Annotated in this window: 31 protein-coding genes; 19 read left to right on the top strand and 12 right to left on the bottom strand. The window is 64.1% G+C overall.

All coding sequences use genetic code 11. From position 1 onward, the window contains the following. Positions 1 to 79: 79 nt before the first annotated feature. Positions 80 to 505 carry a hypothetical protein gene (locus tag JOF29_RS27865; protein WP_209697386.1) on the bottom strand — a complete coding sequence of 142 codons (426 nt, stop codon included), beginning with the start codon at positions 503 to 505 and terminating at the stop codon, positions 80 to 82. 152 nt (positions 506 to 657) lie between these two features. Here JOF29_RS27865 and JOF29_RS27870 point away from each other — a divergent pair, with 152 nt between their 5' ends. The 6 genes from JOF29_RS27870 to JOF29_RS27895 all read left to right on the top strand — a co-directional run bounded on the left by JOF29_RS27870 (position 658) and on the right by JOF29_RS27895 (position 5,092). Further along, positions 658 to 867 carry a hypothetical protein gene (locus JOF29_RS27870; RefSeq protein ID WP_209697387.1) on the top strand — a complete coding sequence of 70 codons (210 nt, stop codon included), beginning with the start codon at positions 658 to 660 and terminating at the stop codon, positions 865 to 867. Positions 868 to 1,180: 313 nt separating this feature from the next. Further along, positions 1,181 to 2,089, top strand: a complete 909-nt coding sequence (locus tag JOF29_RS27875; protein ID WP_209697388.1) for an ATP-dependent DNA ligase — start codon at positions 1,181 to 1,183, stop codon at positions 2,087 to 2,089. A 55-nt stretch (positions 2,090 to 2,144) separates the two neighbouring features. Further along, a complete protein-coding gene (locus tag JOF29_RS27880; protein WP_209697389.1) occupies positions 2,145 to 2,519 on the top strand; it encodes a hypothetical protein in 375 nt (124 codons plus the stop codon). Further along, positions 2,519 to 2,761, top strand: coding sequence for a hypothetical protein (locus JOF29_RS27885; RefSeq protein ID WP_209697390.1), 243 nt, complete (start codon positions 2,519 to 2,521; stop codon positions 2,759 to 2,761). The genes JOF29_RS27880 and JOF29_RS27885 overlap by 1 nt, the downstream gene beginning before the upstream one ends. Before the next feature lie 295 nt (positions 2,762 to 3,056). Then, positions 3,057 to 4,247 carry a hypothetical protein gene (locus JOF29_RS27890; RefSeq protein ID WP_209697391.1) on the top strand — a complete coding sequence of 397 codons (1,191 nt, stop codon included), beginning with the start codon at positions 3,057 to 3,059 and terminating at the stop codon, positions 4,245 to 4,247. A gap of 593 nt (positions 4,248 to 4,840) precedes the next feature. Further along, on the top strand, positions 4,841 to 5,092 hold the full coding sequence (locus JOF29_RS27895) for a hypothetical protein (RefSeq protein WP_209697392.1): 252 nt from the start codon (positions 4,841 to 4,843) through the stop codon (positions 5,090 to 5,092). On the opposite strand, the gene JOF29_RS27900 is transcribed toward JOF29_RS27895, so the two are convergent. The 3 genes from JOF29_RS27900 to JOF29_RS27910 form a co-directional block, all read right to left on the bottom strand. Further along, entirely contained in the window at positions 5,077 to 5,244 is a 168-nt protein-coding gene (locus JOF29_RS27900; RefSeq protein WP_209697393.1) for a hypothetical protein, read from the bottom strand. The two genes, JOF29_RS27895 and JOF29_RS27900, sit on opposite strands and share 16 nt — an antisense overlap. 130 nt (positions 5,245 to 5,374) lie before the next feature. After that, a complete protein-coding gene (locus tag JOF29_RS27905) occupies positions 5,375 to 6,058 on the bottom strand; it encodes a nucleotidyl cyclase domain-containing protein (RefSeq protein ID WP_209697394.1) in 684 nt (227 codons plus the stop codon). 755 nt (positions 6,059 to 6,813) lie between these two features. Continuing rightward, positions 6,814 to 7,131 (bottom strand): hypothetical protein, encoded by a 318-nt coding sequence (locus tag JOF29_RS27910; protein ID WP_209697395.1) that lies wholly within the window; start codon positions 7,129 to 7,131, stop codon positions 6,814 to 6,816. A gap of 487 nt (positions 7,132 to 7,618) precedes the next feature. On the opposite strand from JOF29_RS27910, the gene JOF29_RS27915 reads away from it, so the two are divergent. The 8 genes from JOF29_RS27915 (at position 7,619) to JOF29_RS27950 (ending at position 13,969) form a co-directional block, all read left to right on the top strand. Next, positions 7,619 to 8,917 (top strand): helix-turn-helix domain-containing protein, encoded by a 1,299-nt coding sequence (locus tag JOF29_RS27915; RefSeq protein WP_209697396.1) that lies wholly within the window; start codon positions 7,619 to 7,621, stop codon positions 8,915 to 8,917. Continuing rightward, on the top strand, positions 8,914 to 9,456 hold the full coding sequence (locus tag JOF29_RS27920; RefSeq protein ID WP_209697397.1) for a GNAT family N-acetyltransferase: 543 nt from the start codon (positions 8,914 to 8,916) through the stop codon (positions 9,454 to 9,456). The genes JOF29_RS27915 and JOF29_RS27920 overlap by 4 nt, the downstream gene beginning before the upstream one ends. Before the next feature lie 25 nt (positions 9,457 to 9,481). Further along, a complete protein-coding gene (locus JOF29_RS27925; protein ID WP_209697398.1) occupies positions 9,482 to 9,685 on the top strand; it encodes a hypothetical protein in 204 nt (67 codons plus the stop codon). A 12-nt stretch (positions 9,686 to 9,697) separates the two neighbouring features. Then, entirely contained in the window at positions 9,698 to 10,657 is a 960-nt protein-coding gene (gene tgmB / locus JOF29_RS27930) for an ATP-grasp ribosomal peptide maturase (RefSeq protein ID WP_209697399.1), read from the top strand. A gap of 141 nt (positions 10,658 to 10,798) precedes the next feature. Further along, positions 10,799 to 12,154 carry a hypothetical protein gene (locus tag JOF29_RS27935; RefSeq protein ID WP_209697400.1) on the top strand — a complete coding sequence of 452 codons (1,356 nt, stop codon included), beginning with the start codon at positions 10,799 to 10,801 and terminating at the stop codon, positions 12,152 to 12,154. Next, positions 12,151 to 12,759 (top strand): hypothetical protein, encoded by a 609-nt coding sequence (locus JOF29_RS27940; protein WP_209697401.1) that lies wholly within the window; start codon positions 12,151 to 12,153, stop codon positions 12,757 to 12,759. The genes JOF29_RS27935 and JOF29_RS27940 overlap by 4 nt, the downstream gene beginning before the upstream one ends. 98 nt (positions 12,760 to 12,857) lie before the next feature. After that, the gene (locus JOF29_RS27945; RefSeq protein WP_209697402.1) at positions 12,858 to 13,217 is read left to right on the top strand and encodes a hypothetical protein; all 360 of its coding nucleotides are present in this window, start codon (positions 12,858 to 12,860) and stop codon (positions 13,215 to 13,217) included. 386 nt (positions 13,218 to 13,603) lie between these two features. After that, the gene (locus JOF29_RS27950; RefSeq protein ID WP_209697403.1) at positions 13,604 to 13,969 is read left to right on the top strand and encodes a transposase; all 366 of its coding nucleotides are present in this window, start codon (positions 13,604 to 13,606) and stop codon (positions 13,967 to 13,969) included. 108 nt (positions 13,970 to 14,077) lie between these two features. On the opposite strand, the gene JOF29_RS27955 is transcribed toward JOF29_RS27950, so the two are convergent. Continuing rightward, on the bottom strand, positions 14,078 to 14,653 hold the full coding sequence (locus JOF29_RS27955; RefSeq protein WP_307863732.1) for an HD domain-containing protein: 576 nt from the start codon (positions 14,651 to 14,653) through the stop codon (positions 14,078 to 14,080). Positions 14,654 to 14,713: 60 nt separating this feature from the next. Continuing rightward, the gene (locus tag JOF29_RS27960) at positions 14,714 to 14,872 is read right to left on the bottom strand and encodes a hypothetical protein (RefSeq protein ID WP_209700305.1); all 159 of its coding nucleotides are present in this window, start codon (positions 14,870 to 14,872) and stop codon (positions 14,714 to 14,716) included. Here JOF29_RS27960 and JOF29_RS46115 point away from each other — a divergent pair. From JOF29_RS46115 to JOF29_RS27980, 4 genes are all read left to right on the top strand, one after another. After that, on the top strand, positions 14,837 to 15,397 hold the full coding sequence (locus tag JOF29_RS46115; protein ID WP_209697404.1) for a DddA-like double-stranded DNA deaminase toxin: 561 nt from the start codon (positions 14,837 to 14,839) through the stop codon (positions 15,395 to 15,397). The genes JOF29_RS27960 and JOF29_RS46115 overlap by 36 nt on opposite strands. Before the next feature lie 15 nt (positions 15,398 to 15,412). Next, positions 15,413 to 15,811 carry an Imm1 family immunity protein gene (locus JOF29_RS27970; protein WP_209697405.1) on the top strand — a complete coding sequence of 133 codons (399 nt, stop codon included), beginning with the start codon at positions 15,413 to 15,415 and terminating at the stop codon, positions 15,809 to 15,811. A 190-nt stretch (positions 15,812 to 16,001) separates the two neighbouring features. Continuing rightward, positions 16,002 to 16,307, top strand: coding sequence for a hypothetical protein (locus JOF29_RS27975; protein ID WP_209697406.1), 306 nt, complete (start codon positions 16,002 to 16,004; stop codon positions 16,305 to 16,307). Between the two features lie 421 nt (positions 16,308 to 16,728). Then, the gene (locus JOF29_RS27980) at positions 16,729 to 17,859 is read left to right on the top strand and encodes a DNA-methyltransferase (protein ID WP_307863733.1); all 1,131 of its coding nucleotides are present in this window, start codon (positions 16,729 to 16,731) and stop codon (positions 17,857 to 17,859) included. Here the strand turns inward: JOF29_RS27980 and JOF29_RS27985 are convergent. The 6 genes from JOF29_RS27985 to JOF29_RS28010 all read right to left on the bottom strand — a co-directional run bounded on the left by JOF29_RS27985 (position 17,856) and on the right by JOF29_RS28010 (position 24,716). After that, positions 17,856 to 18,248 carry a hypothetical protein gene (locus JOF29_RS27985; RefSeq protein WP_209697407.1) on the bottom strand — a complete coding sequence of 131 codons (393 nt, stop codon included), beginning with the start codon at positions 18,246 to 18,248 and terminating at the stop codon, positions 17,856 to 17,858. The two genes, JOF29_RS27980 and JOF29_RS27985, sit on opposite strands and share 4 nt — an antisense overlap. After that, positions 18,245 to 20,194 (bottom strand): AAA family ATPase, encoded by a 1,950-nt coding sequence (locus tag JOF29_RS27990; protein ID WP_209697408.1) that lies wholly within the window; start codon positions 20,192 to 20,194, stop codon positions 18,245 to 18,247. The genes JOF29_RS27985 and JOF29_RS27990 overlap by 4 nt, the downstream gene beginning before the upstream one ends. Before the next feature lie 261 nt (positions 20,195 to 20,455). After that, the gene (locus tag JOF29_RS27995) at positions 20,456 to 22,597 is read right to left on the bottom strand and encodes a DEAD/DEAH box helicase family protein (RefSeq protein ID WP_209697409.1); all 2,142 of its coding nucleotides are present in this window, start codon (positions 22,595 to 22,597) and stop codon (positions 20,456 to 20,458) included. Further along, a complete protein-coding gene (locus JOF29_RS28000; RefSeq protein WP_209697410.1) occupies positions 22,594 to 23,166 on the bottom strand; it encodes a hypothetical protein in 573 nt (190 codons plus the stop codon). Before JOF29_RS28000 ends, JOF29_RS27995 begins: the two co-directional genes overlap by 4 nt. Positions 23,167 to 23,335: 169 nt before the next feature. Next, entirely contained in the window at positions 23,336 to 23,962 is a 627-nt protein-coding gene (locus JOF29_RS46120) for a DUF1643 domain-containing protein (protein WP_372446365.1), read from the bottom strand. Positions 23,963 to 24,413: 451 nt separating this feature from the next. Beyond that, complete coding sequence (locus JOF29_RS28010; protein WP_209697412.1) at positions 24,414 to 24,716, bottom strand: hypothetical protein; 303 nt, start codon at positions 24,714 to 24,716, stop codon at positions 24,414 to 24,416. Positions 24,717 to 25,003: 287 nt separating this feature from the next. Here JOF29_RS28010 and JOF29_RS28015 point away from each other — a divergent pair, with 287 nt between their 5' ends. Continuing rightward, positions 25,004 to 26,107, top strand: coding sequence for a metallophosphoesterase family protein (locus JOF29_RS28015; RefSeq protein ID WP_209697413.1), 1,104 nt, complete (start codon positions 25,004 to 25,006; stop codon positions 26,105 to 26,107). Position 26,108: the final 1 nt, after the last annotated feature.

The following is a 26,108-nucleotide window of genomic DNA, read 5'->3' on the forward strand; positions in this document are numbered from 1 at the left end:
GACGGACGAGAGCGGGCCTCAGCAGCCGAACGACGGCTGCTGAGGCCCGCTTGTCGTGGAGGGAGGGGGCGACCTGTCGTCAGCCCGCCTGCGCGTGCTCAATATCGATCGGCGGCACACCCGAACGCAGCCACGTCCACGCCAAGGTCGCCATCGCACCCTCAGCCAGACCGGGACGACCCGGCAACCCACCCCGAGCTACCGCACGCTCCGCAGCCTCAGCCTCCGCCGCGATCAGCTCCTCGTACGCCTTCGTCGTCCCCCTGGTGATCGGAGCACGCGCCCGCTGCTTGACCGGACCGGAGGGGTAGTTGAAGGTCACGAAGGCACACGCCAACCAGCTGCACGTCATCTGCACGCCGGTCAGGTACCAGTCGCCCCGACCCTCTGCTGCCAGAGCATCGCCGCGACGCTCAGCCGCCAGCCACAACCGAGCAAACTCACGCACCGGCACGTGCAGATTCGTCCGCGGTATCCGCTCGAAATCCCGGGCAGTCAGCTCCATACCACAACACGATCCCACCCGCTGCCGACAGTTTCTACCCTCGCCGGATCGGAGTGGGGCACGGCGGAGGCCCGCGCAATCTACCTAAGTGGGGGTGTGGGGCTGGGTACTGGATGCCAGGAGCAACGACTCGGACGGAGGAGGGAAGCACAGTGGCTGAGTCGAAGTCGAGCCGTCACAGTGGCGAGGAGTGGAGCGAGGACCAGCCGCAGCAGTTGCGTGAACTGGCTGGAGCGAACACGCCTGTTGGCGTGATGAGCGTCAAGCTGGGCCGGTCCGAGGATGCGATCCGGTCCAAGGCGCAAGCCGAGGGAATAGCCCTCTCGCCACCGAACCGGTCACCGTACGGTGACATGAGCTGACAACGAAGCGCATGCTGGTGCCGTGGCCGGCATCTGGCGGTGCGGGAAATGCGACGGGGCGAACGTTCCGGAGCACCACCGGTTCTGCCCACGTCGTGACGCCGGGCTCACGGTACGGCGAGTGATCGTCGTGGCCTGGCCGCCCTTTCGCCGACGCGAGAACAGGCGAGACAGTGACGCCGGCCAGGCCACGTCGTGAGGTGCCGCCGCCGCGTGTCCCGGCCGACCTGGCCGGGCCGGTCGAGGTCGCCCTGGCGAGATCGGTCGACCAGATCCCCGGCCCGCGGCGATGCCGGGTGGGTCACGGTATGAGGTGAAATGGGACGGCTACCGGGTCGCAATCGTCCGCCGCGGGCAGGAGGCGCGGCTGTGGACCCGCAACCGCAACGACATCACCGACCGGTTCCCCGACATCGCCGACGCCGTGATCCGACAGGTCCCCGACGGAGTCGTGCTCGACGGCGAGCTGGTAATCCTCGGCGCCGACGGTCGCCTGAGCTTCGACGCGCTCCAGCAGCGCCTCGTCACCAGCCCCGCGAAGGCCCGAGCCAAGGCAGCCGAACTTCCCGCCTCCTACGCCGCGTTCGACCTGCTCACCGTGAGCGGCGTCGACCTGCGCACGCAGCGCTGGACCGTCCGCCGGCAACGGCTCGAGCAGCTGTCCAAAAGGTGGGTCCCACCGCTGCAGCTGACACCTGTCACCGATGACCTCGACGAAGCCACCGAGTGGTTCGAGGTGCTACCCGCCGCGATGGGCATCGAAGGACTCGTCGTCAAAGGCGCAGCCTCGCGCTACACGCCGGGGCGCCGCGACGCCTGGGTCAAGGTGAAGCACCGCGAAACCCGCGAGGTCATCGTCGGCGGAGTCCTCGGACCGATCAGCCACCCCGACGTTGTGATCGCCGGCCTGTACACGGGCGAGGGTGAACTTGTCGTCGTCGGCCGCACGGTGCCGCTCAAACCCGACCAGTCCGCCCAGCTCGCCGCCGTACTCCGCCCCGCTACCAGCGGCCATCCATGGCCCGACGAGATCACCTCGTACCGATGGGGAGGCCCCGACTCCAAGAAGCCACTGACCAAGGTTCAGCCCACCGTTGTGGCAGAAGTCGCCGCTGACGCCGCCACCCAGGCCGGCCAGGCTCGGCACGGGATGCGCTACATCCGCCACCGCCCGGACCTGCGGCCGGACGACCTCCCGACTCTGCCGAACAGCCTCAACTGACCGCCTGTACTCAACTCGGCTAGAACATAGGTTCGATTAATGGCATAGTGGTGTCATGGTCGGACGCTTCAACGTGCGCCCCGGCGACGGGGATAAGCAATGGCAGATCTGGGACAACGCGATCAACGGTCACCGTGGGCGGTGTGACTCGCAGGCGGAGGCCTACGCGTTGGCAGCTGACCTGGAGTTGCAGTACAACGCGCACGGCCCGCGTGATCCGGCGACCGTGAGGAAGCTCGACCGGCCGCTGGCTGTTGACGGCTGGCGCCGCCATATCGGCGAACTCGACGCCTGGATCAGCGAGGGTGGCCGCTGGCTCGGCCGGGTCGCCCTGCCCGACGGGCAGGTGGTCTGGCTCGATGAGTCCGAACTCAGGCCGACCGGACGCGCCACCCCGGACGGGCCACACGGTGCGACCGGAGCATTCTGATGCCCGGCGCCTTGCGGGAGCCGATTGTCACACTGGCCGGCGGGCCGGCGGACCGCCAGACGTTCTACGAGTCCGATTGGGAAGATCGGCGGCTGGCCGCGCAGCGGATGGGCCGCACGGCCGACGAGTTCTGCGGCTGGGCTCTGGCGTACCGGCCCGAAACTCCCGGAAGCAGACGGTGGGTGTGGACCGCTGGATCCGAGTGGCCGCGGTCACGTCTAGCCCACGGGACCGCGGCCTGACACCTCGCCGACCACCTGATCCGAACGGCCAAACCCTGGCGCTGGCGACCTCCGGGCGGCCTTCCGGCGTGCTCGCCCCGGAACCTGTCTGTTCGGTACATGACGGGTGCTGCGGCGGTGGCCACGTCCCGGAGGTCTGTCTCTAGAGTGCACTGAAAGGCTCTGGTCCCGCGGCCGTTATCCACAGGCTCAACCGCCTCCGACGCGATTTCGGGCCGGTGAAGCACCTCCGCCTATGATCTGACATCCAGGTGAGCATTTCGCTGACTGCGATGCGGGGTGGAGGTCGGGGTAAGTGATACAGGCCTATGAGCCGTTGGGACGGTCTGCGTTAGCACGGCAACTGGCCGAACTGCCGCAAGGACTTAGGGCCACCCTGGACCTTACCGACGCGGCGATCCTCCTGGTCGATCTGTCGGTGAGCTTGGCGGCTGTTTTGACTGATCAGAACGATGAGCGGCCATGGCAGGATCGTTTGACTGCGTTCATCGCGGAGTTCAGCCTTCCACCCGGCGGCGATGACGGAATCGAACAGCTGGGCGCGACCATCGCATCGGTCAATACCGACCGGATCCCGCTCTGGATGAGCGAGCTGGGCACCTCAGCAGGACACGAACGGTTGCGGCAGCTTCTCAATGAGGATCACTACGACCGTCTGCGGCTGGCATTGCAGGACGACCTTGCGACCGTGGTCGGCGCGATTCGCCGGGCGCTTCAGTTCGGGATGCCGTTCGCTCTAACCCTTGACAACAGCGTCGCGCCATTGAGTCAGGCTCAGCTTGCGCAGCTACCTCAGGTCAATGAGTTTGCAGGGTCGGCACTGGCCATTCTGGTCGAGCTTCATGACGATATCGGTCGGCACGACCCATCGCCTGAGACGGCGGACGACCGGAGCCTCGCGGAGCTTACCGCCGACCTCCAGCAACGCCAGTCGGCCGGTGTCCGGGCGATGGTGCTGGAGCTGAGCGCGATGCTCAGCCGGAAGCTCCAAGGCGCTCGGGATGCTATGGCCCACTCGGCGGATCCCGTCTCCCAGGCGGCGAACTCGCTGATCGAGTTTATCGACCGACTTCTGCGCCAGGCGTTCGACGAACAGACGGTTCTCGCTTGGATCAATCAGAACTGCCGATCGGATGCCGAGCTGACCTATACAACGTCCAGCGGCACCGTGCGTCCGACCAAGCGCGGCGAGGCCATGTGCTTCATGTACGGGGGCGGTCCGTTACGGATGCGGTCGCCCCTACACGAGGCGGCCGTCGCAGGTCTCATCGTCGCCAGGACGGCTCTACAACGGCTCAAGCATGCTGATGAATTGTCCGGGAGCAGTGAGATCGAGCAGGTGTCGATCCACCTGAACGCGATCGAGGCCTATCTCGTGATCGCGATGAAGATCGGCTGGCTGGCGCTCGATGAAGCGGAGGTGAGGGAGATCCGCGAGCGCATCACCCCCGTGCGGCCTGATGCCGATTCCGGGGGATCAGGCTAGGGCAGACCTTCGCCGTACCGCGCGAGCCGGCCCGAGGTTGTGGGTCTCCGGGTGGCTGGCGGATACGCATCCCGCGGGCACTCGTCAACGATCCTGTAGGCATGATCATCCAGGCCGGCAGCCACGGCCACCGGCGACCCCGGCCCGAGGAGTGGTCACGTGCCCTGGACTGGCTAGTACACCTGCTTCAGCCGCCGCGAGGACTCGGATCCAGGGCGTGAGCTACGCACGCCGTGGGATCATTCGTGGTGCGAAGTGGAGTCAAACGGGGATCGCTAGAGTGACTAGAAGCCCTTCCAAATGAGGCCTCTGACGCCTAGAGAGGCTGGTTGCTAGGGCATCATTGCCCCTTTTAATCCGCGGGTTGTGGGTTCGAGTCCCACGGGGCCCACCACTTTCCGCAGGTCAGGCGCCTGATGGCGCCCCTGGGGCCGGTCCTCCAGGTCAGCCTTTACTCGGTCAATTGGCTGAGTTGGCTCCGGAGCCGGCCGCCCGACCGGCCGGCCGGCCGATTGACGGTCTGCCGACGGCTGCTCGACCCCGCCTGACCGCTCGCCGCTGCGCGACGTCCGATCCCGAGCCGAGAAGACGACGTGAAGGGCAAGGTCATCAGCTGGCGCGCCACCACGAAGTTCCGTGACCTTGACGGGCGCGTCCGTGAGGTCACGGCGTTCGAAGACCAATCCGCAGCCGAGCACCGCCTGCTCACCAAACTCCGAGATCGGGCGAAGACCACGCAAGGTGGCGAGCTGAAGTCGACGCACAAGATCAAGGAACTCATCGACTTGTGGATTGAGAAGTCAAGGAGCGCGTCGAGGACGGTAGGCGATCACCGATGTCGTTGACGACGTACCGCTCGGCCATCAAGAACCATGTACGGCCGGCTCTCGGCGAGCTCGAGATTTTGCGAGGCGACCACACCACGCATCAACAGAGTGATCGGCGAGATCAAGCGCAACGCCGGCCGTCCCACGGCGAAGACTTGCTGCGCGGTCATCTCCGGGATGATGCAACTCGCCGTCCGGTACGGCGCTCTGATCGTCAACCCAGTCCACGAGGTCGAGGCAATCGAGTCCCGTCCAATCAAACGCCGCACCGCGACGTGGTACTGGCTGGTCCACGGGATGTCAGCGGCTCGGGCCAAGGGGTGCATGCGCGATGAAGCCTTGGGCGATCGGTGCTCCTTCGTTGCGTGCGTGTTTGTGGTCGAAGAGAGCGTGCTCGATCGCCCCGATTGTGTGGACCGTAAATTCGCGCCACCAGTGGTCCCCGACCACGGTCGTGGGCAGATCGGTTGGCGATATCACACCTGCGCCGAAAGAAACGGTCCGCGGTAGGCCTGCGCACAGATGGTTGCGCAGACCTTCGACGTGGGAGAGGAATGGATGGCCATCCGTCGTAGTCGCGAGGAGAACGATCTCGTCGCCCCCGAAGGTGGCCAGGCAGCTGTGTTCGAGGCTCGTGCGCCAGAGCCAGTTGCGGGCGAGGGTGCCAAGGCGGCCCATGAAGGCGTTGCCGGCCAGGTGACCGAAGGATTGGGCGTCGACGGCCTTGGTGCCTTCGACGTAGCCCTTGAGATTGTCGACGTCGCCGATCGCCAGGCCCACGCTGTTGCCGTGTCCGATGGCGTCGGCGATCAGGCCTGGTAGACGGGTGAAGAATCCGGGCCAGGCGACCAGGCCTGTGATCGGATCATCGCGCGCGTCTTCGCACCAGCCGCCTGAGGTCGGTGGGGGGAATCGATCGTGCCGAGTGTCAGCGGCTGGTGTGAGCTGGATCTGTCGTCCTGGAAGGCGCGTCGGCGGGCTCATCGGGCGCTCCAGCCACTCGGAGCACGTCCATCGAGCCGACGGCGAGCGCAGCAAGCACAGGCTCTGCCTCTGGCAACGGGACCGCTGGGAAGCGGGGGCTCCAGAGCCAGCGCAGCCTGCCGCCGTTCGGTCCTCGCGACGGTGGCGCCAGGACCGAAGCATCCTCCCTGACCAGCTCGGCGTCGGCGAGCCCAGTTGGCCGCTTCGTCGGTGCCGTACAGAAGATCCAGCCATGGTCCGGTAGCCGCATGACCGGCGGCCAGATCGTCAGGCGTTGCTGCTCGAGCCGACGCATTGCGTACGAGCCGGCCGCGAGTGGAACGCGCCAGATAGCGACCTGAGGCCCGGACGCGATCAGTAGGTTCGGAGGAGAGGCGACGTCGTAGGCGGCCGACACCTGGCTCAGCTGAGTCAGCGGCTCGGTTGTCAGCCGGTGTGCGCCTGGAGTCTCGCAGTACCGGTCGCCGCAACTGCACATCCACGTGGTGCGCCAACTGGTTCCAGCGGGGTCGGGCACCACGGGCGATGCCGGCATGATCGCGATTCCACGTTCGACGAACGCGCGTGCCGCCATAAGTAGCCCGTTTGTCCTGCGGACCATCAATGACACCTCCAGTGGGGACCATCATGGCCCACCGACCCGTGTCGGCAGACATCTGCCTCACGAATTCCTCCTTGACGTGGGACGCCGTCGTTGGCTGGTGGGCGCGACCGGCGCGGGCTCAGGGGATCCGCCAGCACGCCGGCCGCGCTGTCTAGGTGTAGGACCCGCCGCCCGCCATGAACGCACCGTTGTTGTGGTGGCACTGGGCGGTTTCGGCGCTGGACTCCTCGGATTGATCGGTCTCGTCCGGGTCGAGCCAGAGGACCTCGGCCGCGCCGAGGTGACCATGAACCTCGAGAAGATCGTCAACACTTGGCCAGAAGGCGATGCCTGGGTATTCGCCGAGCCACTTGAGTACGACCCAAGCGTTGCGCTGCTCGTCGATCGGGAACTCGACGCCAATGGCAACAATCCCGGTTCCGATGCCGCCGGATGGATCGCGCTTGCTGAACAGCTCGAATCGACGCATCACTGGATCACCGCCGGGTCGAGTGCAGGTTCACGGGTCAAGCGGAGGCTCGGAAACTGGCTGGACAGAAGTGCCGCGTAGTCCTCGGCTTTCGAGGTTGGTCCGGTCCACTCGGCGATCAGATGAGCGTCGAGCCACACGCAGACCCGGCAGTCAGGATCGCCGGAGGACTCCACGTCGGGGACGGGCGTCCATGGGCGATCGCAGGGCCTGGCTGGCGCCGCGACGGCGCGGTGGCAATGCCTGGGGCGATCAGTCACACTACAGAGAGTGCAGGTGCGGCTACCGCGATCACGATGCGTGTCTGCATGAGTGTGTGGCTGCGTTATGCAGGCTTGCATAGCGCCAACGGAGAGGGCTCGCGACAATATCTTCCGTGCGACGATGCGAACACTGTGAGGCGCCCCTGAGCCGGCACAATCCCGGCTCGGCCTGTGGTGCGTGTGCTGTCGCCCGTCGTGACCTGCCCTCGAGTACGACGTTCAAGGTGCCGGCCGACGTACTGGTTCATGAAGACGTCGTCGCTGCCCTGAACGACTGGAACTGGTCCACGGCGCTGCGTGCTATCAGCGCCGCCACGGGTGCCACCCAGATGAGGATGAGCGAGGCCACGGGCCTGACTCAGTCCACGATCTCCCGGCTCATGAACGGCAAGATCCCGACTCCAACGATTCAGACCATTCGGTCGCTCTGCGACGGTCTGGGGATTCCCCGCGATCTTGCCGGCCTTGCACCCAAAGCTGGTCCGGCTCGGGCACCAAGCAAGGAGGACGCTACGGACAGACGGCAATTCATCAGTGGTGTCGGCGCCTCTGCTGCTGCCTCGGTGTGGAGCGCGTTTGGTGAGCGTCCGGACAGAATGCGCTCGGCCGATGCCGAACGAGAACTCGATACGCTTCGCTCGGCTGTCCCGCGGCTCCAACTGTTGAGTGATGAGTACGGCGGAACGGACGCACTGTGCACACTCGCCGTCAAGCTCGCAGGGCGAGCCGACGACGTAGTCCAGTCGCGGCTGGCGTCTTGCGAGCTGACTCAGCAAGCGCAGTCCCTGGCAGCGCAGTTCTCGATGATGGCTGGGTGGCTCCACCTGGACGGCGGCGGCCAGACCGTCGCCCGCCTTCACTGGCAGCACGCGCTGTTCCAAGCGCAGTTGGCGAACGACCTCGAGACTGAGGTCTTCGCGCTAAGCAGCCTTTCGAATCAGGCAACGTTCAGCCTGAGCCGTGCCCCTGAGGGCCTGCTTCTTGCGCAACGAGCAACCGCTGTTGCGAGCGGTTGGGCATCGCCGAGGCTCAGATCGCTGTTGCTTATCCGTGAGGCCGCGGCCTGGGCAGCGCGTCACGAGCCAACACAGTTCGATCGATTGCAGCGTCAGGCGGCCAATCTGCTGCCGGACGGTCCAGCTAATGACGACCCGAAGTGGCTGGACTTCTATGACCGCGCGGAGTACGACGGCCTGCGAGCGCTGTCCTACGGACTACTCGACGATGCAACCCGCTCCCAGTCGCTCTACCGGGACATGATCGACCGCATCCCGCCGCACCTCCAGCGGAATCGACTCCTCTACACGACCCTGCTGGCTAGGTCGATGGTTAACTCTGGCGATGTCGTCGGCGCGGCCGAGGTCCTTACACCACACCTTGAGTCCGTGGCCGCAACTGGTTCCCGACGCGCTCGCCATCACGTCCGGGCGGTAGCCCGAGCAGCACGCGCATCGCGGACCGCACGCGGAGTCAGCTTTGCAGACCAGACATGTCAAGCCGGACTCGACTCGGAGAGAGCATGACGCTAATCCTGACCCGCCACACGGGAACCGAAACGCTCGAACTGATCCCCGGGCTCAAGCCGCTCTACGCGAACGCCTACTCCGAACCCCCTTACGAGATGTCGGACGAAGACATCGAGCAATTCGAGATCCGCATCACCAAGCATGCCGGCCTCGACGGCTTCGTCCTCGTTGCCGGAGAGACCGACGGGCAACTCGTAGGGTTCTCGTACGGATTCACCTTCCAACCGGGACGGTGGTGGACCGGCGTCAAGACTGATCCACCTCCGGAAAACATTGCCTCAGGTCCCATCTTCGCGGTGATCGAACTCGGCGTACACACAGACTTCCGTGGCCGCGGCTCCTCCCGCCAACTCGTCGATGCTCTCCTCGCCGACCGACCAGAGGCGTACGCGAGCCTCATCTCCCGACCCGGTGCACGGGCCCACGCGATGTATCAACGCTGGGGCTGGAAGAAAGTCGGCACCACGCAAACCTACGCATACTGGCCCGTTGAGGACATCGACATCCTCCCTCTGCACGACAGCAAGTCCGCCTGACCTCCCGCGACGAAAGGCCACGATCATGAGCAACCGTCCGTTCGGTATGTCCCACCTCGTCCGTTCCACCGTCGACCAGACGGCGTCGGACGAGACGCAGTACGACCCTGAATCGCAGATCAGCACAACTTCCGACGGCCAGCCCTGGGTAGGCCAACCCGGCGTACTCGCAGCAGAGCACTGCCGGCCGGGTGATGGCAACGACGACGCGAACAGTCTGCTCGCCTGATCTGCCGCTTCGATGAGCGACGAGTCGGCTGCCCTGGTACTGACCAACCCGAATGATGTGACGGCCGACCTCGTCGTTCAGAAGCTTCAACGATCTGGCGCCCAGGTCCTTCGCTGTGACGCCGCCGACTTCCCGATGGCGATCACCTTGGAGGCATACCACGAGGACGGCTGGGTCGGGGTTATCAAGCACGCTGATCGCGTCGTCGATCTGGCTGATATCCGCGGCATCTACTGCCGGAGGCCCGCGGCGTTTCGGCTGCCAGCAGACATGACCGACGACGAGCAGGAGTTCGCCACATCGGAGGCGCAGGCCGGCTTCACCGGAGTGCTGATGGCTTTGCCCTGCCGCTGGATCAATCATCCTGCGGCTGAACGGATAGCGTCGTACAAGCCATATCAACTGAGACTCGCCAGCGCCTCCGGCCTCGTCACGCCTCGATCCATCATCACGAACAATCCGACGGCAGCTCGGACGTTCGCCTCCGAAGCAGGCCGGCAGGTGATCTACAAGGGCATCGGGCGCGACTTCGCCAACAGTCCTGTCAGCACGCCAGCAGTCCGTTTCGTGGCGCCGGACGAGATCGACGACTCCGTGCGGCTCACGGCGCACCTGTTCCAAGAGTTCGTGCCCAAGCGCCACGACATTCGCCTGATCGTGGTCGGATCGCAGCTGTTCGCAGTTGAGATCCACGCGCACAGCTCGCAGGCAGCACTCGACTGGCGTACCGACTATGACGCCTTGACCTACAAGCATGCTCAGGTGCCGGACGAGATACGCGTTGGTGTCGCCGGGCTGATGACTCGCCTCGACTTGGTCTTCGGCGTACTCGACTTCGTCGTTGGTCCCGACGGCCGGTGGTACTTCCTGGAGATCAATGCAAACGGCCAATGGGCCTGGCTTCCTGGGATCGCGGACCTAGTCGCCTGCGCGATCGCTGACGAACTCACGACACCGAGCGAGCCAGTTTGATCGAGGTCGTCGCGCGGACGCTGACTGGTCTGACGCGCGACCCACGAATGAGAGGCGATGCCGGGTCCAGCTGACGGTACTCTTCGTAGCGGGAGTGCTACATCTGGTTGTGGTCTGCGCCGACCGCGGATGGAGGAACGAGTGTCCGAGCTGAGAGGTCGGCGCGGCGACGACCCTGGTGAGGGCAGTGAGCCTGGTGAGTGCGCAGGCAGACCTGACGACGTTCGTGATGCCGACGATAGATTGCCGACCTCTGCTGATCGGCCGGCGAATCGCGTGGATGGTCAACAGCCGGTTGATGGCCACGACGCGGATCGCGAGACGCGGCGGCCGCTGACCGCGCGCGAGAAACTCGAGCAACGCCTCGATGAGATGTACTGGCCGGGATACTCGAGTTGGTCGTCAGTGCACCGCGATGAGACGACTGACCGGCGGCCGCGAGCCGAACCGTCATCGACTGACGCAGACCGGTCGGCCGATGCCCGGCTGGAAGACGAGGACCCATTCGCGTCCTACACACCAGAGCTTCAGGCGCATATTCGCCACGATGACACCCTGGCCCGACTCCAGTACCTCAGCCCGCGACAGGACGAAGCGGACGCAGAGTCGCCGGCTTCAGTTGAGTCCCGTGACGTTGACGATCCGAGCAGCCGGCATGGCTTGCACGACGAACCAGCAAACGGCATCTCGCCAACCGACAACAGCCGCCCAGCAACATCACAACCAGCCGGCGAATCTGACGAGTCGCTCGCTCTCGGCCAGCCGGAGCCCGATGATCCGGCCGCCCGCGTCGGGAAGGTGGAACCAGCGAAGGAAGAGCGGGTCACTGATGAAGGTCTCGCAGTTGTTAGTCCCCTGCCAAGGAGGGAGGATGTTGCTGCTGGCATCGATTCTGCGGTCGAGCATGGCGTCGGCACCGACGAACTAGCAGAGGCCGGTCATGAGTTCGTCGAGGACGCTACTCCGGAGGAAATGGACCAGTACCGACGCATCCGGGAGACCGATGATTTGGACGCGCTCGCAGAGAACAGTGAGCTGCCACGCGATGTGATCAATGAGGCGAAGCAACACCTGTTCCAGCGCGAACATGACGTGGCAGTCGGACCAGGCGATATCAGACACGGCTACTTCACACCGAACGCCGTGTACGGCGATCTGTGGGAACAAGTCGCGTCCGGCGTCGGTGTGACGGACGAAAACCGAGTTCAATTCTGGTCCCTGCTGGCGCACGAGTACGTCGAATCGAAGCTGATGGAGGCTGGTTTGCCGTACGTGTCGTCCGAATCGGGAGCTTGGAGCGAGGACGGGAGGCCAGAGGTCCTCGCTGCGTATCCGTCAGCGCACAACGTGGCACCGCTGAGCACACAGTCGCAAGTAAAGGATCTACTGAGGCATTGGGCCAAGTTGGACCTCCCGCGAGATGACCTTCAGGTGGCACCGGATTTGTCGAATCTGGACAATGTCGTACGAGTAGCGAGGGAAAGGCTGGGGTTGTGACAGACACAGCGGCATGCGAGCGACTGCTAGCGCGGCTGGTGGCGGCCAACTGGGACGATGACGAGGCTGAGGATCGCCACGTAGCGTCGCGTGGACGGTTGGCGGTTGAGTACCTGCGGCGGACTGCGGCCTGGGCCAATGCGCTGGGTGTGCCCAGGGAGTGGCCGTTCTTCGGCCTGGCCGTGGCGCTCGATCCCTCGGTTGAGACCGATTCAGTCTGGATGGAACGTCTGGAGGCTGACAGCGGCCACAAGCTGTGGACCCTGTCCAGAAAGGTTGTCACCGACATGTTCCGCTGGGCCTCTTTGGGTGATCTCCCGAAGGAACGGTTCCCTGAGCTGGACGACCCGTACGAGCCGATGATCCAGCTGCTCGAACGCGGCGGCGAGATCTGGCCGGGCCACGGCTCGATCGAGTTCTACCTGGGCTCTGTGCCGTATCGCGGCATCGCTGACCGACTGTCACAGTCCCCTCTTCCGATTGACCCGGCCACCTTGGACGCCCTGGACGAGGACTATCGGATCAGGTCTGAGGAGTCCCGTGCCCGTGCAGCTGCCCAGCGAGCGGCCGACTCAGCGCCGCCACCCACACGAGAGGCGCAATGAAACGGAGGCAGTTTGGCCGACCTGACACACCTCCGCACGCCTGTCCCTGGAATGCCACGCCACTGTAGGAACCTTCTCCGTCCAAAGGAGTAACGCTGTTGTCGAACGAACAAGGCCGCGTCTTCCGTGACGCATGGATCTCGAGCGTCATGAAGCACTACCCCGGCGAACCAAAGCCCAGGTACGTCGCGCCATGGGAAGCGACACCTGATTGGGAGCGGGAGAGCGCGGCAGCCGTCTACGACCAGGTTCGGGCGTTCGTCGAGGTGTCGGAGGGAGGCACGAGCAAGCTCAGCCGAGAGCAGAAGGGCCGGTTTGTGGCGCTGTGCTGGATCGGGCAGATCTACCGTCATGTCCCCGACCCGAAGTCCAGTCACGTAGCCGACTGGGACGAACTTCCAGCCTGGCAGCGAGAGACTGACGCGGATATCTTCGAGCGCATTGAAGGCGTGAGCTGACATCGGCTGCATCCGCACAGGTGTAATTCCTCCCGTCCATTGAGGCGTGCGGGCCAGGTCTACGCCTCATTACGGTCGGCTGTGTCTGACTGGGCGGACGATCTGGTGCGGCGGTGCAACTCCGTGGGGTCGGCCTGGCATGCCGTCAGAGGGCAAGATTGCCTCATACGACTCCTCGTCCTCGGTGGCAGCTGGTTCCTGGGACGAGCCCTGATCGTCCATGCCTTGCCTGGGGGTGGGAGGTCACGGCTTGCTCCCGTGGCAAGAATGGTCAGCCGCCGTCTGGCGCGACACACGTTCTCGGCGATCGTCAGTGGGCCTGCCCCGTCTCGACGGACATCCGAGATCAGGAGCTTGTGATCCGGAAGATGTTCATCATGGAGTCCATGAGCAAGAAGAAGCCGCGGCCTCGTCGTTCGTTCACGTCCGAGTTCAAGGCAGAGATCGTCGAGCTGTGCCAGCGCGGTGACCGGTCGGTCAGGTCAGGTCGCGAGGACTTCGACCTGACCGAGACCGCGGTGCGGGAGTGGCTGAAGCAGGCTGAACGCGACGCCGGTACCCGCACCGACGGTTTGACCACGAGCGAGAAGGACGAGCTCGCGCAGCTGCGGCGGGAGAACCGGCGGCTTCGCGAGGACGTCGAGATCCTCAAGCGGGCCACGGCTTTCTTCGCGTCAAGGAGATCCGGTGAACTGTTATCCGTTCATCGAGGCCGAGAAGCAGGGCGACCACATCGTGAAGCGGGCGTGTGAGTTGCTGCAGAGTCGCGCCGACGCGTCTGGTGAGCCGACGAGATAGTTGCTCGATTCGTCCTCGGACTCGCTATCAGATTGCGGTCACCCGACCACGAATGGGCAGTATCAGCGGTCACGCCAGGCGAGTGGTGAGGTTTGAAGAGCGGCCTCGGCGAGACGCTTGCCAAACGGGGTCTGGATGCGGGCGCGGGACGATGCGATCCAGCCGGCGACGCGTTTGTAGCCGGCTTCGCCGTACTCGACGGCTTGCATGAGGCACTCGAGGCGATCGGCGTCTTTGGCGCAGCGGGCTTCGATTGTCTCGGTGGCCTCGTACTCGGTGACAGCTTCGCGGATGCTCTTGGCGGCCGCCTCCGGAAGGACGGCGACCTGGTCCTCGGTGATGCGTTCGTTGCTCGCGACATCCATGTACGGCTTGGCGCTGTGCGGGATGTCGCCGATCCGCGTCTCTTGCGAGTCGTGCCACATTCCGAGGTACGCCGCCCGCGCCGGATCGCCGCCCTCCTCGCTGGCAATCAGCGCCGCGAGCTGGGCAACGCGCAGGCTGTGCTCTGCGACGGACTCGGGGTCGCGGACGCCGACCTGCCACCATCCGGCCCGACGGAGCCGCTTGAGTACGCCCATTTCGTAGGCGAAGGCGACGACTCCTGCTGCGTCCCGGTCGGTAGCGTCATCGGTCACGATTACTCCGTTTCGATCATCGGTTGGCAAACTGCACAGCGCACCGCAGATTGTTCAACTCTACGGTGCTGCTGTCAGCGGGGTTGTCGTCCAGCACTGCTTCGACCCGCTCGCCGGCTCGTTGCCGTAGCTCTCGGTCGTAGCCCAAAAGCTCCGGAGTGCGAGCACCAATTGCCACAGGCTGTGGATCTCCAGCGGAGCATTCACCTGATCTGTCATGACGACGAACCCGAAGCCGACAATCTGGGCAAGCCGGCGCCGGCCGTCGATGAGACAAGTTCGGAGGAAGATGGACCGCCGTCGCGGGGCACCGCCGACGATCGGCCGCAGGACAGGGGCGCCGGTGATGAAGCTCGAGATCAGCCGGAGCCCGCTCCGTTCATCGAGCAGGTTTTCCGGCGACTACCCGAGCGGCCGGGAGACGTCGGGCCGACATCCGGCATTCTGACCAGGCTGGACGGTGGAGGCCTGATTCATGTGCGCAGCGGAACGCGAGGACCCGGAGGCACGGCGCCAGGTCTCGGCGGCCGAACCGCCAGCCTCGACTCCGCGCGAGAACACGCTGAGGGTCACGCAGCGGCTCTCATGCGCCGCGCGGGGATGCCTCGAGAAATGACCCTGTACGTGAACAAGCGTCCCTGCGGCGGACGGTACGGCTGCGACAACACGTTTGCCGTGGCAGTTGCCACCCGGAGCCAAGCTGACGGCCTATTGGCCAGGCGGCTATTAGGTCTGCATCGGTGATGGGAGAGGACTCGCATGAACGACTTCTTGACGGCCTACTACGACGATGACGCGGGACAGCAGCGCATCGGCAGCCACGCCGCGTTCGACGAGCTCCTTGACCGAGTCGCAAGTATGCCCCGGTCGACCTGGGTTGAATTGGTCAGTGCGGACGAGCTCACCACGATGAAGATTGGGCTAGGGGCGGCCTTCAGTTCCTTGACGCTCCACCACGACGTCGAAGGCTCCGCGAAGTCCTGCTCAGATGGCAGCCTCGACGAGCCGCAGGAGGCCACCTTCAACCATGGCGGCGTGCCGACGACCATGGGCAAAGGCAGCGCGATCACCGTGAAGGTGGCTCGTGCAGCGGCCTCTCAGTTCTTCGCCACTCGTAGACGTCCTGAACTGGTGGCCTGGGAGCCGGCAGTCGACTAAGCACTCACATGGCGAAGATCGAACATGCGTGTTCTACGGTGTGACCGGTCGAGGCTTCGTCCTGTCGAACTGCCGCCACTCGTTGCCAGGGATAGGCTGATCGCTCACGTTGAGCGGCCACGTCTGTCTTCTGGTCCAGCCATTGATGCCTGACTCGAGGACATCAGCGGCTTGCTCCGAAAGAGACAGCATGGCCCTGGCCTTGACCCGCCATACGGGGACCGAGACGCTCGAACTCGTCCCGAGGCTCAAGCCGCGCTATGTGAACGCCTACTCCGAACCTCCGTACGAGATGTCGGATGAGGGCATTGAGAAGTTCGAGATCCGGATTACGAAGCTCGCCAGCCTGGAAGGCTTCGTCCTGGTCACCGGAGAGATCGACGGGCGACTCGCCTGGGTCTCATACGGATTCACCTTCCCGCCTGGACGATGGTGGCCCGGCGTCAAGACTGACCCGCCTCCTGCAGACGTTGCTTCAGGCCCTCTTTCGCGGTGATCGAGCTCGGCGTACACACGGACTTCCGTGGCCGCGGCTTCTCCCGCCGGCTCGTCGACACTCTCCTCGCCGACCGGCCAGAGCCGTTCGCGAGTCTCATCTCCGGCCCAGGTGCACAGGCTCACGCGATGTATGAACGCTGGGGATAGAAGACGGTCGGCGCCACGCAGACGTACCCGCACCGGCCCATTGAAGACGTCGACATCCTTCCTCTGTGCGACAGCAACTCCGCCTGATTGGCGCAGAGCCTGGATCATGGCGGTTGAGTCTCCGCGTCACTAACCAGGGTCAGTTCGTGTCGGCGCTCCCTTGTAGTCTCCTGAGGGGGTGGTCGGCGTGTCAGAGCTAGGCCCTATGATCACCCGATGCCACCCTGTGAGAACCGCAGAGGCTGAGGCGAGGGGTCCTCGACCATCGAGAAGTGATCAACAACGGAGGAGGTCGTCGGGTGACCGGATCGAGACGGCGCCAGGCTCAGTCGGCCAGCACGTCGCCGGTCGGCGATGCGCTTATCACCGCTCGAGCACCACTCAATGTGTTCGAGCCAAGCTCTGTGGTGTACGGAACGCAGCTCGGTGCACAGATCGTCGGTGACAGCATCGACCTGCTCGCGTTGCTGCCCGAAGAGTCGGTCGACCTGATCGTCACGAGTCCGCCGTTCGCTCTCCTGCGGAAGAAGAGCTATGGCAACGAAGAGCAATCAGCCTACGTGCAGTGGCTAGCCGGATTTGGCAAGGCAGCGTTGCGGGTTCTGAAACCGACTGGGAGCCTCGTCTTGGATCTTGGTCACGCTTACAAGCGCGGGGTGCCAGTCCGAAGCCTCTACAATTATCGGGTTCTGCTCACATTCGTCGACGAGCTTGGGTACAACCTGGCGCAAGAGTTCTTCTGGCACAATCCAGCTAAATTGCCGTCGCCGATCGAGTGGGTGAATAAACGGAAGGTGCGCGTCAAGGACTCGGTTAACACCATTTGGTGGTTGTCAAAGACGGAGCATCCCAAGGCGGACGTTCGCAAGGTTCTGGGTCCGTATTCGCCTCGAATGACGCAACTGCTGAAGGATGCTGAGGGCTTCTACGCTCCCGCTGTGCGGCCGTCGGGCCACGACATTGGCAAGGGATTCCAGCGCAATAATGGTGGCTCGATCCCGCCCAACCTCTTGACATTGCCGAACACCGAGAGTAACTCGTACTATTTGCGCACGTGCAAGCAGCTCGAGCTCCGCAGCCATCCGGCGAGGTTCCCCGCCGGTCTTCCACGGTTCTTTATCCAGATGCTCACAGATCCAGGCGACCTCGTCGTCGATATCTTTTCTGGCTCCAACACGACTGGTCATGTCGCTGAACTCGCTGAGCGGCGGTGGTTGTCATTCGAGTTGGACCGCGACTTCGCAGCGCTGTCGGCGTTGCGCTTTCTTGAGGGCGAAGATCTCGACTCAGTGCGTGCTGTCCTAGAGACGATGAATCGCGGCACTACGGCTCGGCTGCGAGCCCGTGGCCATGCTGGGGAGCCTGCGGAAGAGCCCAGTTCCTGGGTGGGGCCGAAAGGCTAGGCGTCCGGTAGGCTGATCATGTCCCGCAGTGACAGGACTTCGCCAGCTGCTACTTTCTGCTCCAACGCGATTGCGCCAAGGCTCATTAACGTCTCCACAACGCGGTAAGGATCCTCATCGATCTCTGGGTGGAGGGCAAGCAGAAGATCGCGTAGTTCCCCCTGCGGATCGACCGATCCAACATTGAAGTTCGAGCCGTTGGCTGAACCAAAGTCTGCTGGTCGCGTCAGAGGTACGTTGGTCCGCAGCGCGAAGGCTGTCGCAACCCGTGCGACGTCGACCAGGTCAGGGAGCGGAAACCGCTCCTGGAGGCGCCGCGCGGCCGTTGTCGCATCGGGTGTGAACGCAATGTTGACTCGGCCTGCCATACGACCGCCGCCATCCGTCATGGGTGGGCTCCTGACTCGATTTCTGTGTGTCGGGCCGCTTGGCGCCGGAGGTAATGCTCGGCGACCAGGTTGGTCCCGAGGTTGTCCAGCGCGACTTGCCGGTCCAGTTCGTCGTCGTGGACAAGCAGCAGTACTTGGTCCGTGATCTGCGGCAGCGCCTGCAGCACGTGCTCCTTATGAGCCTTGTCCAGTCGGCCGAACGGCGAGTCCGTGATGATTGGTCCGCTCATCGGAGAACACCGCTGGAGGGCGGCGATAAGCGACAGAGCTACCACATGTTCGTATCCACTAGACCGATTGAGAACCTCACTGCCATCTGCGTGCAGGATCGTAAGCCCGTAACTGCCGTTGATGCGGAGCCGGTCGTAGTCTTTCTCTGCGGACAACGCACGAAACACCTCGCTGGCTTGCGCTTCGACGCGATCGCGCAGCCGATCTCGAAATTCATTCACCGCGTGGAGCAGTAACTCATGGAGTTGAGTCAGTAAGGTGACCTTCCGGTCTTCCAGTCCGGCTCCCGGTGTGCCAGCTTTGCTAAGTTTCTCGGATAGCGCTGTGACGGCATTACCTTTGCGAATTAGCTCCTCGCGGCTTTCTTTCAGGCGGGTGCGCGTATTCGCCAGGCTAACGTTCTTCTGGGCGAGCTCATCGATTAGGTGGGTGATCGTCTGGGCTGTGCCTGCCGGCGCGTCCGCCAGTTCGCTCTCGAGTTCGCGGAGCTTCCCTTCGGCATCAGAGAGGTCCACTCGTGCCTGGCTGGCTTCCTCTTCCAGAAGGACGATGCGCTCCGAATCGACGCGCATCCGGCGCAGGGCGTCGCGCCGCGCTCGCAGCCCACTTAGGTCGGCCTGAAGTGCATCGGAGTCCTCGCTATGCTCGTGGTCATTCAACTCCTGCCCTGCGTTAGCGCCAACTGCTTGGTGGCATGTAGGACACACCCCCGTCGCAACCGCTATGGCAACTTGCCGCGACGCGAGGGCCGTAGTTAGCCGACTCGTGAGGGCATCGCTTTGCGACTCGATCGTGGTCAGCTCGGTCCTAATCACTGGGGCCAGGACAGCTCGCCAGGTGTCGTGAGCCGCAGTGCGCAGATCGTCGATGCGGTCATCAACCTTCGCCTGGAGAGCATCGACCTCCTTGCGCTTGGCATCGCGCGTCGCCATCAATCCGCGGAATCGACTATTGCTGGTGAGCGACTTCTCAAGCTCGTTTACGTCGTTTTGCAGCTCGACTACCAGGTCATTCAAGGCCATGACGTTGGCGCGTTCGTTCTCAGCCTCTTCTGCTGCCAGCTGCAGCGCGTTGCCGAGATCCTTCGTCGCCTTGTCCTTCTGTGCGGTCTTGTACTGAGCGGTCCGGGCGGTAGCCAGCATCGCGGCCACGTCGTCACGAGCCTGGGTGAGCACAGGAACGCCGAGGATCCGCTCGATCGACGCCTTGAGCCTTTCGCCCGCGTCGCTGCCAGGTACTAGCAGCTGTTCGTACTCCTGCAGCAGTTCGGCGTCAAAGAGAAAGAATCGCGCGATCTGCTCAGGAAGCAGCCTCGCCAACTCGCGGTCGCGATCGTCGGGCCCGAGCACATTCCCGTCCTTCACCATGCTCACGGTGGTCCGGAATGCTTGCGACCCTGCACTTCCATCCTGGACATAAGCCCGCGTCAGCTTGTAGCTATGACCTTCATGGGTGAACGCGAGGACCACTTTGAATGGTCGAACCGTGGAGCTATCAGCGTCGTCCCGGTTACCCACTCTGGCAGGCTCGATCTGGCTCGATCCGCGGCCCAGAACCACGCCGAAGAGTGCCCAGCGCAGCGCGTTGAGGAAGGTGGTCTTGCCGCGTCCGTTCTCGCCCCAGATGAGCTCGACGCCTGGGTTTGGTGCGAACTCAAACCGCTGAGATCCGCGGTAGGGGCCAAAGTCAGTCAGGTCGATGGCGACGAGTCTCACGAGCCTGTCCCTCCACTTAGGCCGCTCGTTGTTGGTGTGACCGCGGGCTCGTCGGGATGTTCGACCAGCCATGCTTCGACTGCGTGCGCGACCGCCCGTGCCGCAGATATGCGATTGTCAGGATTGTTCTGTTCTGCAGCGAGTACAGCGGCGAGCAACTCGGCTGGGACTTCAGGGAAGTCTGCGGCCCGGACCTCCTCGGTCGCAGCGAAAACGTCTTCTGCTGGAGGCTGTGGCAGCTGAAAAGGTGGCGGTACAGAATCAGTCATCGTTGTCCTCGGTCTCGGAATCCACTTCGACGCCCGCTGCTCCCTGGGCCGCATCGAGTTCGATCGGGACCCCGTGGCGGATGCACAGTGCCTCAATATGGGTGAGAGCTTGGGGGTTGGCCGCACCGTGAGCGAACTCTAGGACGCGATGGAGTTCTCCAGCGAGTAGGCGGTCGCCGCCAACTGCTGGGCGGTCCGACTCCGGTGCGGGAACCACGATCGCATCATGGAGGAACGCCAGACTCTTACCCGGATACCGGCGAAGGATCCTTCCGCGGCGCTGGATGAACTCACGTGGGTTACGGCTGCTGGCCAAGATCAGGGCATGGCTAACTGCGGGGAGATCGACGCCCTCGTCAAGACAGCGCACGCTCACAAGGATGCCCCCGTTGATATCCATCTCAGCGAGGGTGGCGTCCCGGTCGCCGCTCATTGAGCTGTGATACTCCAGGGAATCCAGCCCCGCGTCAGAAAGCGCGCTCCTGATCTGACCAAGCTGTCGCAGCCCGTCGCAGTACACCAGCCATCGCTGACCATGTTGATAATGCTCTGTCAACACGCGAACGGCCAGCGGCACCTTGCCGGCTGCTCTCTTCAGAATTCGAGCACGTGCGATTGCAAGCTTCCGAAGTCGGTCGTTGCTCTCGACATCGTCCAGGGCGTTACCTCGGCGGCCCGCCTCTCGGCGAAGTCTTCGCGAGAGATCTTCGTATTCCGCCTGTTCCGCGGCCTCAAGAGCGACCTCATGGGGGATATAATTGTAGGGCGTTAGGACGCGGTCTCTGATCGCGTCCTGCAACGTGTACGGAGGCGGCAACACTCCGCCAAAGAACTCAAACAGACGGGAGGTGCCTTCTGGGTCGCCGGCGCGCTCCGGTGTTGCGCTCAGGCCGAGCCGCCAGGGGGCTGCAAGTGTCAACAGGTTCTGTGCACTGGAGCTTCCCAGCCGATGAGCTTCGTCTGCGACGACAAGTAGCCGATCATTATGGGCGACTCTGGTGAGGAAGGCATCAGTTGCCGCAGTTTGGATCATGGCGACAACGACTCGTGGGGGATTGCCAGTCGCTGGAGCGCTCGTCCACGGGTAGAGCAGGTCGTCTGTGCGCCATTCATTGTTTCCCGAGCCGACCAGCAGGATCTGTGGTGACAGGTCCCCAAGATGGTAGGTGAGCTCTCGATGCCACTGATCAAGGAGAAGCGCGCTGGGGACCAGGACGATCGCGCTGCCGCCCTCCGTCAGCACGACGCGAATGGCTTGCACAGCCGTATACGTCTTGCCGCTGCCTGTGGCATGCTCAAGCAAACCGCGGCGGCTATGGAGCTCCCACGTCGCAAGTGCCTGAATCTGATGGTCGCGGAGCGGCCTCGCATCGGTTGGCGTTGCGGCCCGGATTGCAGCCTCGGCCACGGCCTCGTCGACCAGCACCTCCCAGTCCGCCGGACTGGCGTCGCGGATTGCTTGTGCGGCGCCTTCTGGGATGGACCGGACGTCGACGCTCTCGATCTCATTACGCCACAATGCTTCGAAACGAATGCGAGCATCAGTAACACGTTGTGCGTCGCGGCCACCGACCCAGGACGGAAAGACGTCTATGCTTTCGAGATTTCCGTCAGCCGATAGGCCTAGAAAGGTCTCATTCATAGAGCCGCGGAAGCCGACAGTGTCGTCGAGATTGTCGGTGAATAGTCCAACCTTGTCGTGGAAGAGTCGACGATCGCCCGGAGTCGACGAGGCCGTCAGGATCGCAAGCCGGATGTCGACCACCTCGGCCGCGATCAGTCCCGCCAGAACCTGGGCGGGTTTGCGCGACCGCTCGCTCTCTAGTAGGAGGCGCAGTTCGGCGACGAGGGCCGCCCCGAGCTCCTCGTCGCTGAGGGCGGCATAACCCTGTCGCAATGCTCCGGCGTCGATGCTCGAGAAGACTGGTGAGCAGATCAGTCTCATCCGACCACCGGCGTTGATGAAGTCTTTCAACGCAGGCCATGCGATAGAGAAGACGGCGGAGGAAAAGTAGCCAGCAATCCGGTCGTACCGCACGGATGTTCGCATGCATGGCAGGTAAAAATCGCTGGCAAGGTCGTCAACGCTCTTGTCATAGCTCGGGGCGAAGTCATGGTCGCGGAGGCCGCTCATGACATCACCGACGGAGGATCGCCGAGCAATGATAGGCGAGTAAGTTCTTCTCGCCGCTGCAGTCCCGATAGCAGCCGGTCAGCTCGAACCGCGACGACATGCTCGGGGTAGCCGCCGTTGCGACGTACATCACGACGCTGATCGCTCTGACCATGGATTGCGGCCTGGTGTACCGTGGCTGCGCTGACCTGAATGCCCTTCGAGTAGGGGAACTCAGAATGAGCGTTGGCGTCCCAGAAGACGAAGATGTCAAATTCGGCGATGTAACCGGCTAACAGGACGAGGACGCCAGGGTCCAGCGCCAGTTCACCTCTTTGTCGCCTCTTCTGGCCGGGCAGTCGTAGCTGGATGCGGTAGTCGCCGGCCTTCCGCTCGGAAGGATGATCGGTGCAGTTGAAGACGTACAGTCGTACGTTACGAGGCAGAGGCGGTTGACACACGAGGTCCAGAGGCTTGGACATCGCCGACTCTGGGTCGAGATCGTTCATGACCGAATCTCCCAGCGCGTCGACAAAGCGCCGGTAGAGCGCAGGCAACGGCTGCTTCTCGCTCGGTGTCCACGCTCCCACGGCGATTAGACTACGGCCTCTCCGGGAATCTCGCGATCTTTTCGACACCGGAGATCTGGACTCTGCTGCCGGAACCTACTGGGCGTCTGGCAGTGGAGTAGCTTCAGCAGGCAGGCCGACTTCGATGGCTGAGCTGTGCGAACCTCTCCTTCCTTGTCGGGTGGAGAGATCACCGAGCTGGCAAGCCGGCGAGCAACGCCGCTGCGAGTGCGCTACCGAAGGGCCGCCCAGGATAGGCGCGACAGGTGTGTCGCTGCCACCGAGAGGGGTGCCGGGGTTCGCCACCGACTGTCCAGACCTGGAGAGAACGAGACTCCAGCTCGGTCATCAGCCATTGGATCTGTGACCGATGATGGATACGCGCTGCGCCTGCGGGTTCGGCACGCCCCCAGCCCAGCAGTACGTCATCCGCGCCGAGAAGCAGTCGGAGTAGGCCGTCTCTCGCAGCCAGCCACTGATCGCTGTCCGCGCCGAGTGTCCCCAGCGCGGTGACGTCCTTCGACGCGATTGGAAACAGGTTGCCCACGACTACGTCGTCACACCCGATCAGGCGAGCAGCGAGCGATACACGGTTCAGCGTCCTCTGCCCTGAGGTGGCCAGCGGCGGATTGGCAAGGACTGCGAGCAGGCGACGTACAGATGACATGTCGGCAGCATTATGCGACGACACGTCGCTGGCTGCGCGACCGGGACCCATGCTCCAGGAATCGCGCGCCGCGAAGGCTTGCGCTGTCTGGTCAGTTCGCGGCATCCAAAATCCGCTAAGCCCGCTGGAACGGTGGCGGCCGGCGCCCATGCCTTATGGTCGCCGTCACAGCTACTGGCCGAGCGGCTCCTGAGCGCGATTGGGAAGACTCGATGCGGCGTCGCGCGGTCCGCGCGGAGCTCGGCTAACTTGCGGCCGCACGCGGCCCCTCCGTCTCCTCCGCTCAACGAGCCGTCAAACTCCTCGCCGAATGGGGCCCTTGTAGAGCTCAATGCCGGCCGCCGCACACTTGTGAATCACACATCTCCTGCAGAGGCGTCAGCTGCAGCGAAGTTCCTCGGCGGTCGCAAGGATTACACTCGTCCGTCCGACGGACAAGCCCGATCGCTCGACCTGGAGGTCCGTCAACTTGGCGAGCCGATCGCCAAGTCCCGTGCCGATGCAGACCCGGAGGACACCGCTGACCTCCGCGATCTGCTTGTAGGCGCGATTCGAGGCAGCGGTGGCGAACTCGCCGAGATCGCTGACTACGACCTCGCTATCAGACTGGTCGGATCTGCAGCAACCGCGCCATGCGCAGCGCATCCCGCGGGTCGGTCTCGAGCCGATCGCCGGCCGGACGCTGCAGCTTCGACGACGCTGCCACCTCGCACCGCACCCCCGCCCCGATCAGCGCTCGCGCCAGCCTGAACCCAGTCAGCCCGGGCTCATATACCACCGCGCACGGGCTCGGCAGCCTTGAGATCCACGCCAGCACCTCCCCGAACGACGACGTCAACCGCGCCTTGGACACCTCGCCGGTCAGCCCATCGATCGCCGCCGCAGGGACCGGCCGGGCGTGCACATCCAGCCCAACACTCGTACTCTCAGTAAAACACCGGGGTCTCCTCACCCTCGGAAAGGCCAAGCACGGAAACGCGCTCGGTAACCCACAATTGCGCGAGCGAGGTCCCGGCCAGCACCTACCTCCCCTAAGACGAGAAGCAGTCCTACATACGGTCTAAAGCCCACCCGCCGGCGCGCCGATCTGCCGTGGGTGACTCGGACGGTCGCCGGAAATTGCTGGCGGAGCTGGCGCCCTGGGACGGCGGAGGTTGCGCGGTCGGGCGCACGAAGGAAGGCGGGGAGTCCGTGAAGCTGGTGCTGTTCTCCGATTTGCACCTCGACACACCGTTCCGGTGGGCAGGCCCTGAGCTGGCGCGCGCCCGGCGGCGGGCGCTGCGCGCGACATTGAGGCGCATCACTGATCTCGCGAGTGCCGAGCAGGTCGATGCGCTTCTGTGCGGGGGCGACCTGTACGAGCACGACAAGTTCTCGCCGGACACTGCCCAGTTCTTGCGCGACACGTTCGCCGAGCTTGAGCTGCCCGTGTACCTTGCGCCCGGCAATCATGATTGGTATGGGCCGACAAGTCTGTATCGGCAAGTCGACTGGTCACCGAACGTGCATGTGTTCACCGAGGACCGGCTCACCCCCGTCGAACTGGCTGAAGGGCTCACCCTTTGGGGAGCCGCACACCGGGCGCCGGCGAACACCGACGGCTTCTTGGAACGCGGGTTCACCGTCGGACGCGGTGGAGTCAACCTCGCTTTGTTCCATGGCTCGGAGGTCGCACGTCTCCGCTTCGAGGAGTCTGGCAAGGCCCCGCATTCCCCGTTCAGCGAGGAGGAGATCGAGCGCACCGGTCTCAACCATGCCTTCCTCGGACACTTTCACAACCCGCGCGACGCCGAGCGGCATACCTATCCGGGCAATCCCGACCCATTGACCTTTGGTGAAGGCGGTGAGCGGGCCGCGGTCGTGTTCACAGTCGCCGGGAACGGGACCGTGACACGAGACCGCCGCCGGGTCGCCGTCAGCGAGGTCCACGACCGCGACATCAGCCTCGACGGCGTCACACACTCCGGTCAGATCCGGGACCGGGTCGAAGCTGCGGTCACTGGGCTCTCCGGTGTGGTGCGGGTAACGCTGGCCGGCGAGATCGCCCCCGGCGTTGACGTGCACCTGGCGGATCTAGCGGGTGTCGCGCCCCACCTGGAGGCGCTCGTGCCTCGGCTGGGTCGCGTCGGTGTCGCCTACGACTTCGCGACGCTCGCGGAGGAGCGCACCGTGCGCGGGCAGTTCGTCCGTAGCGTGCGGGCCGCCGCCGACCTCGATGACGACGAACGTCGTCGGGTCCTCATCACCGGGCTGCGGGCTCTCGACGGTCGCACCGACGAACTGGAGGTGCACTGAC

This window comes from Kribbella aluminosa (genome assembly GCF_017876295.1).
In the GTDB taxonomy this organism is placed as follows: domain Bacteria; phylum Actinomycetota; class Actinomycetes; order Propionibacteriales; family Kribbellaceae; genus Kribbella; species Kribbella aluminosa.

Excerpts from the sequence above, each read along its gene's own strand:
- JOF29_RS27950 (WP_209697403.1), top strand. The coding sequence starts at position 13,604 with ATGAGCAAGAAGAAGCCGCGGCCTCGTCGTTCGTTCACGTCCGAGTTC.
- JOF29_RS27960 (WP_209700305.1), bottom strand. The coding sequence starts at position 14,872 with ATGACAGATCAGGTGAATGCTCCGCTGGAGATCCACAGCCTGTGGCAA.
- JOF29_RS27880 (WP_209697389.1), top strand. The coding sequence starts at position 2,145 with ATGGTCGGACGCTTCAACGTGCGCCCCGGCGACGGGGATAAGCAATGG.
- JOF29_RS27910 (WP_209697395.1), bottom strand. The coding sequence starts at position 7,131 with ATGCGTCGATTCGAGCTGTTCAGCAAGCGCGATCCATCCGGCGGCATC.
- JOF29_RS27905 (WP_209697394.1), bottom strand. The coding sequence starts at position 6,058 with ATGAGCCCGCCGACGCGCCTTCCAGGACGACAGATCCAGCTCACACCA.
- JOF29_RS46120 (WP_372446365.1), bottom strand. The coding sequence starts at position 23,962 with ATGGGCGCCGGCCGCCACCGTTCCAGCGGGCTTAGCGGATTTTGGATG.
- JOF29_RS27995 (WP_209697409.1), bottom strand. The coding sequence starts at position 22,597 with ATGAGCGGCCTCCGCGACCATGACTTCGCCCCGAGCTATGACAAGAGC.
- JOF29_RS27970 (WP_209697405.1), top strand. The coding sequence starts at position 15,413 with ATGAACGACTTCTTGACGGCCTACTACGACGATGACGCGGGACAGCAG.
- JOF29_RS27975 (WP_209697406.1), top strand. The coding sequence starts at position 16,002 with ATGGCCCTGGCCTTGACCCGCCATACGGGGACCGAGACGCTCGAACTC.
- JOF29_RS27865 (WP_209697386.1), bottom strand. The coding sequence starts at position 505 with ATGGAGCTGACTGCCCGGGATTTCGAGCGGATACCGCGGACGAATCTG.
- JOF29_RS27925 (WP_209697398.1), top strand. The coding sequence starts at position 9,482 with ATGAGCAACCGTCCGTTCGGTATGTCCCACCTCGTCCGTTCCACCGTC.
- JOF29_RS27985 (WP_209697407.1), bottom strand. The coding sequence starts at position 18,248 with ATGACGGATGGCGGCGGTCGTATGGCAGGCCGAGTCAACATTGCGTTC.
- JOF29_RS27885 (WP_209697390.1), top strand. The coding sequence starts at position 2,519 with ATGCCCGGCGCCTTGCGGGAGCCGATTGTCACACTGGCCGGCGGGCCG.
- JOF29_RS27920 (WP_209697397.1), top strand. The coding sequence starts at position 8,914 with ATGACGCTAATCCTGACCCGCCACACGGGAACCGAAACGCTCGAACTG.
- JOF29_RS27900 (WP_209697393.1), bottom strand. The coding sequence starts at position 5,244 with ATGACCGCGCAGCAAGTCTTCGCCGTGGGACGGCCGGCGTTGCGCTTG.
- tgmB (WP_209697399.1), top strand. The coding sequence starts at position 9,698 with ATGAGCGACGAGTCGGCTGCCCTGGTACTGACCAACCCGAATGATGTG.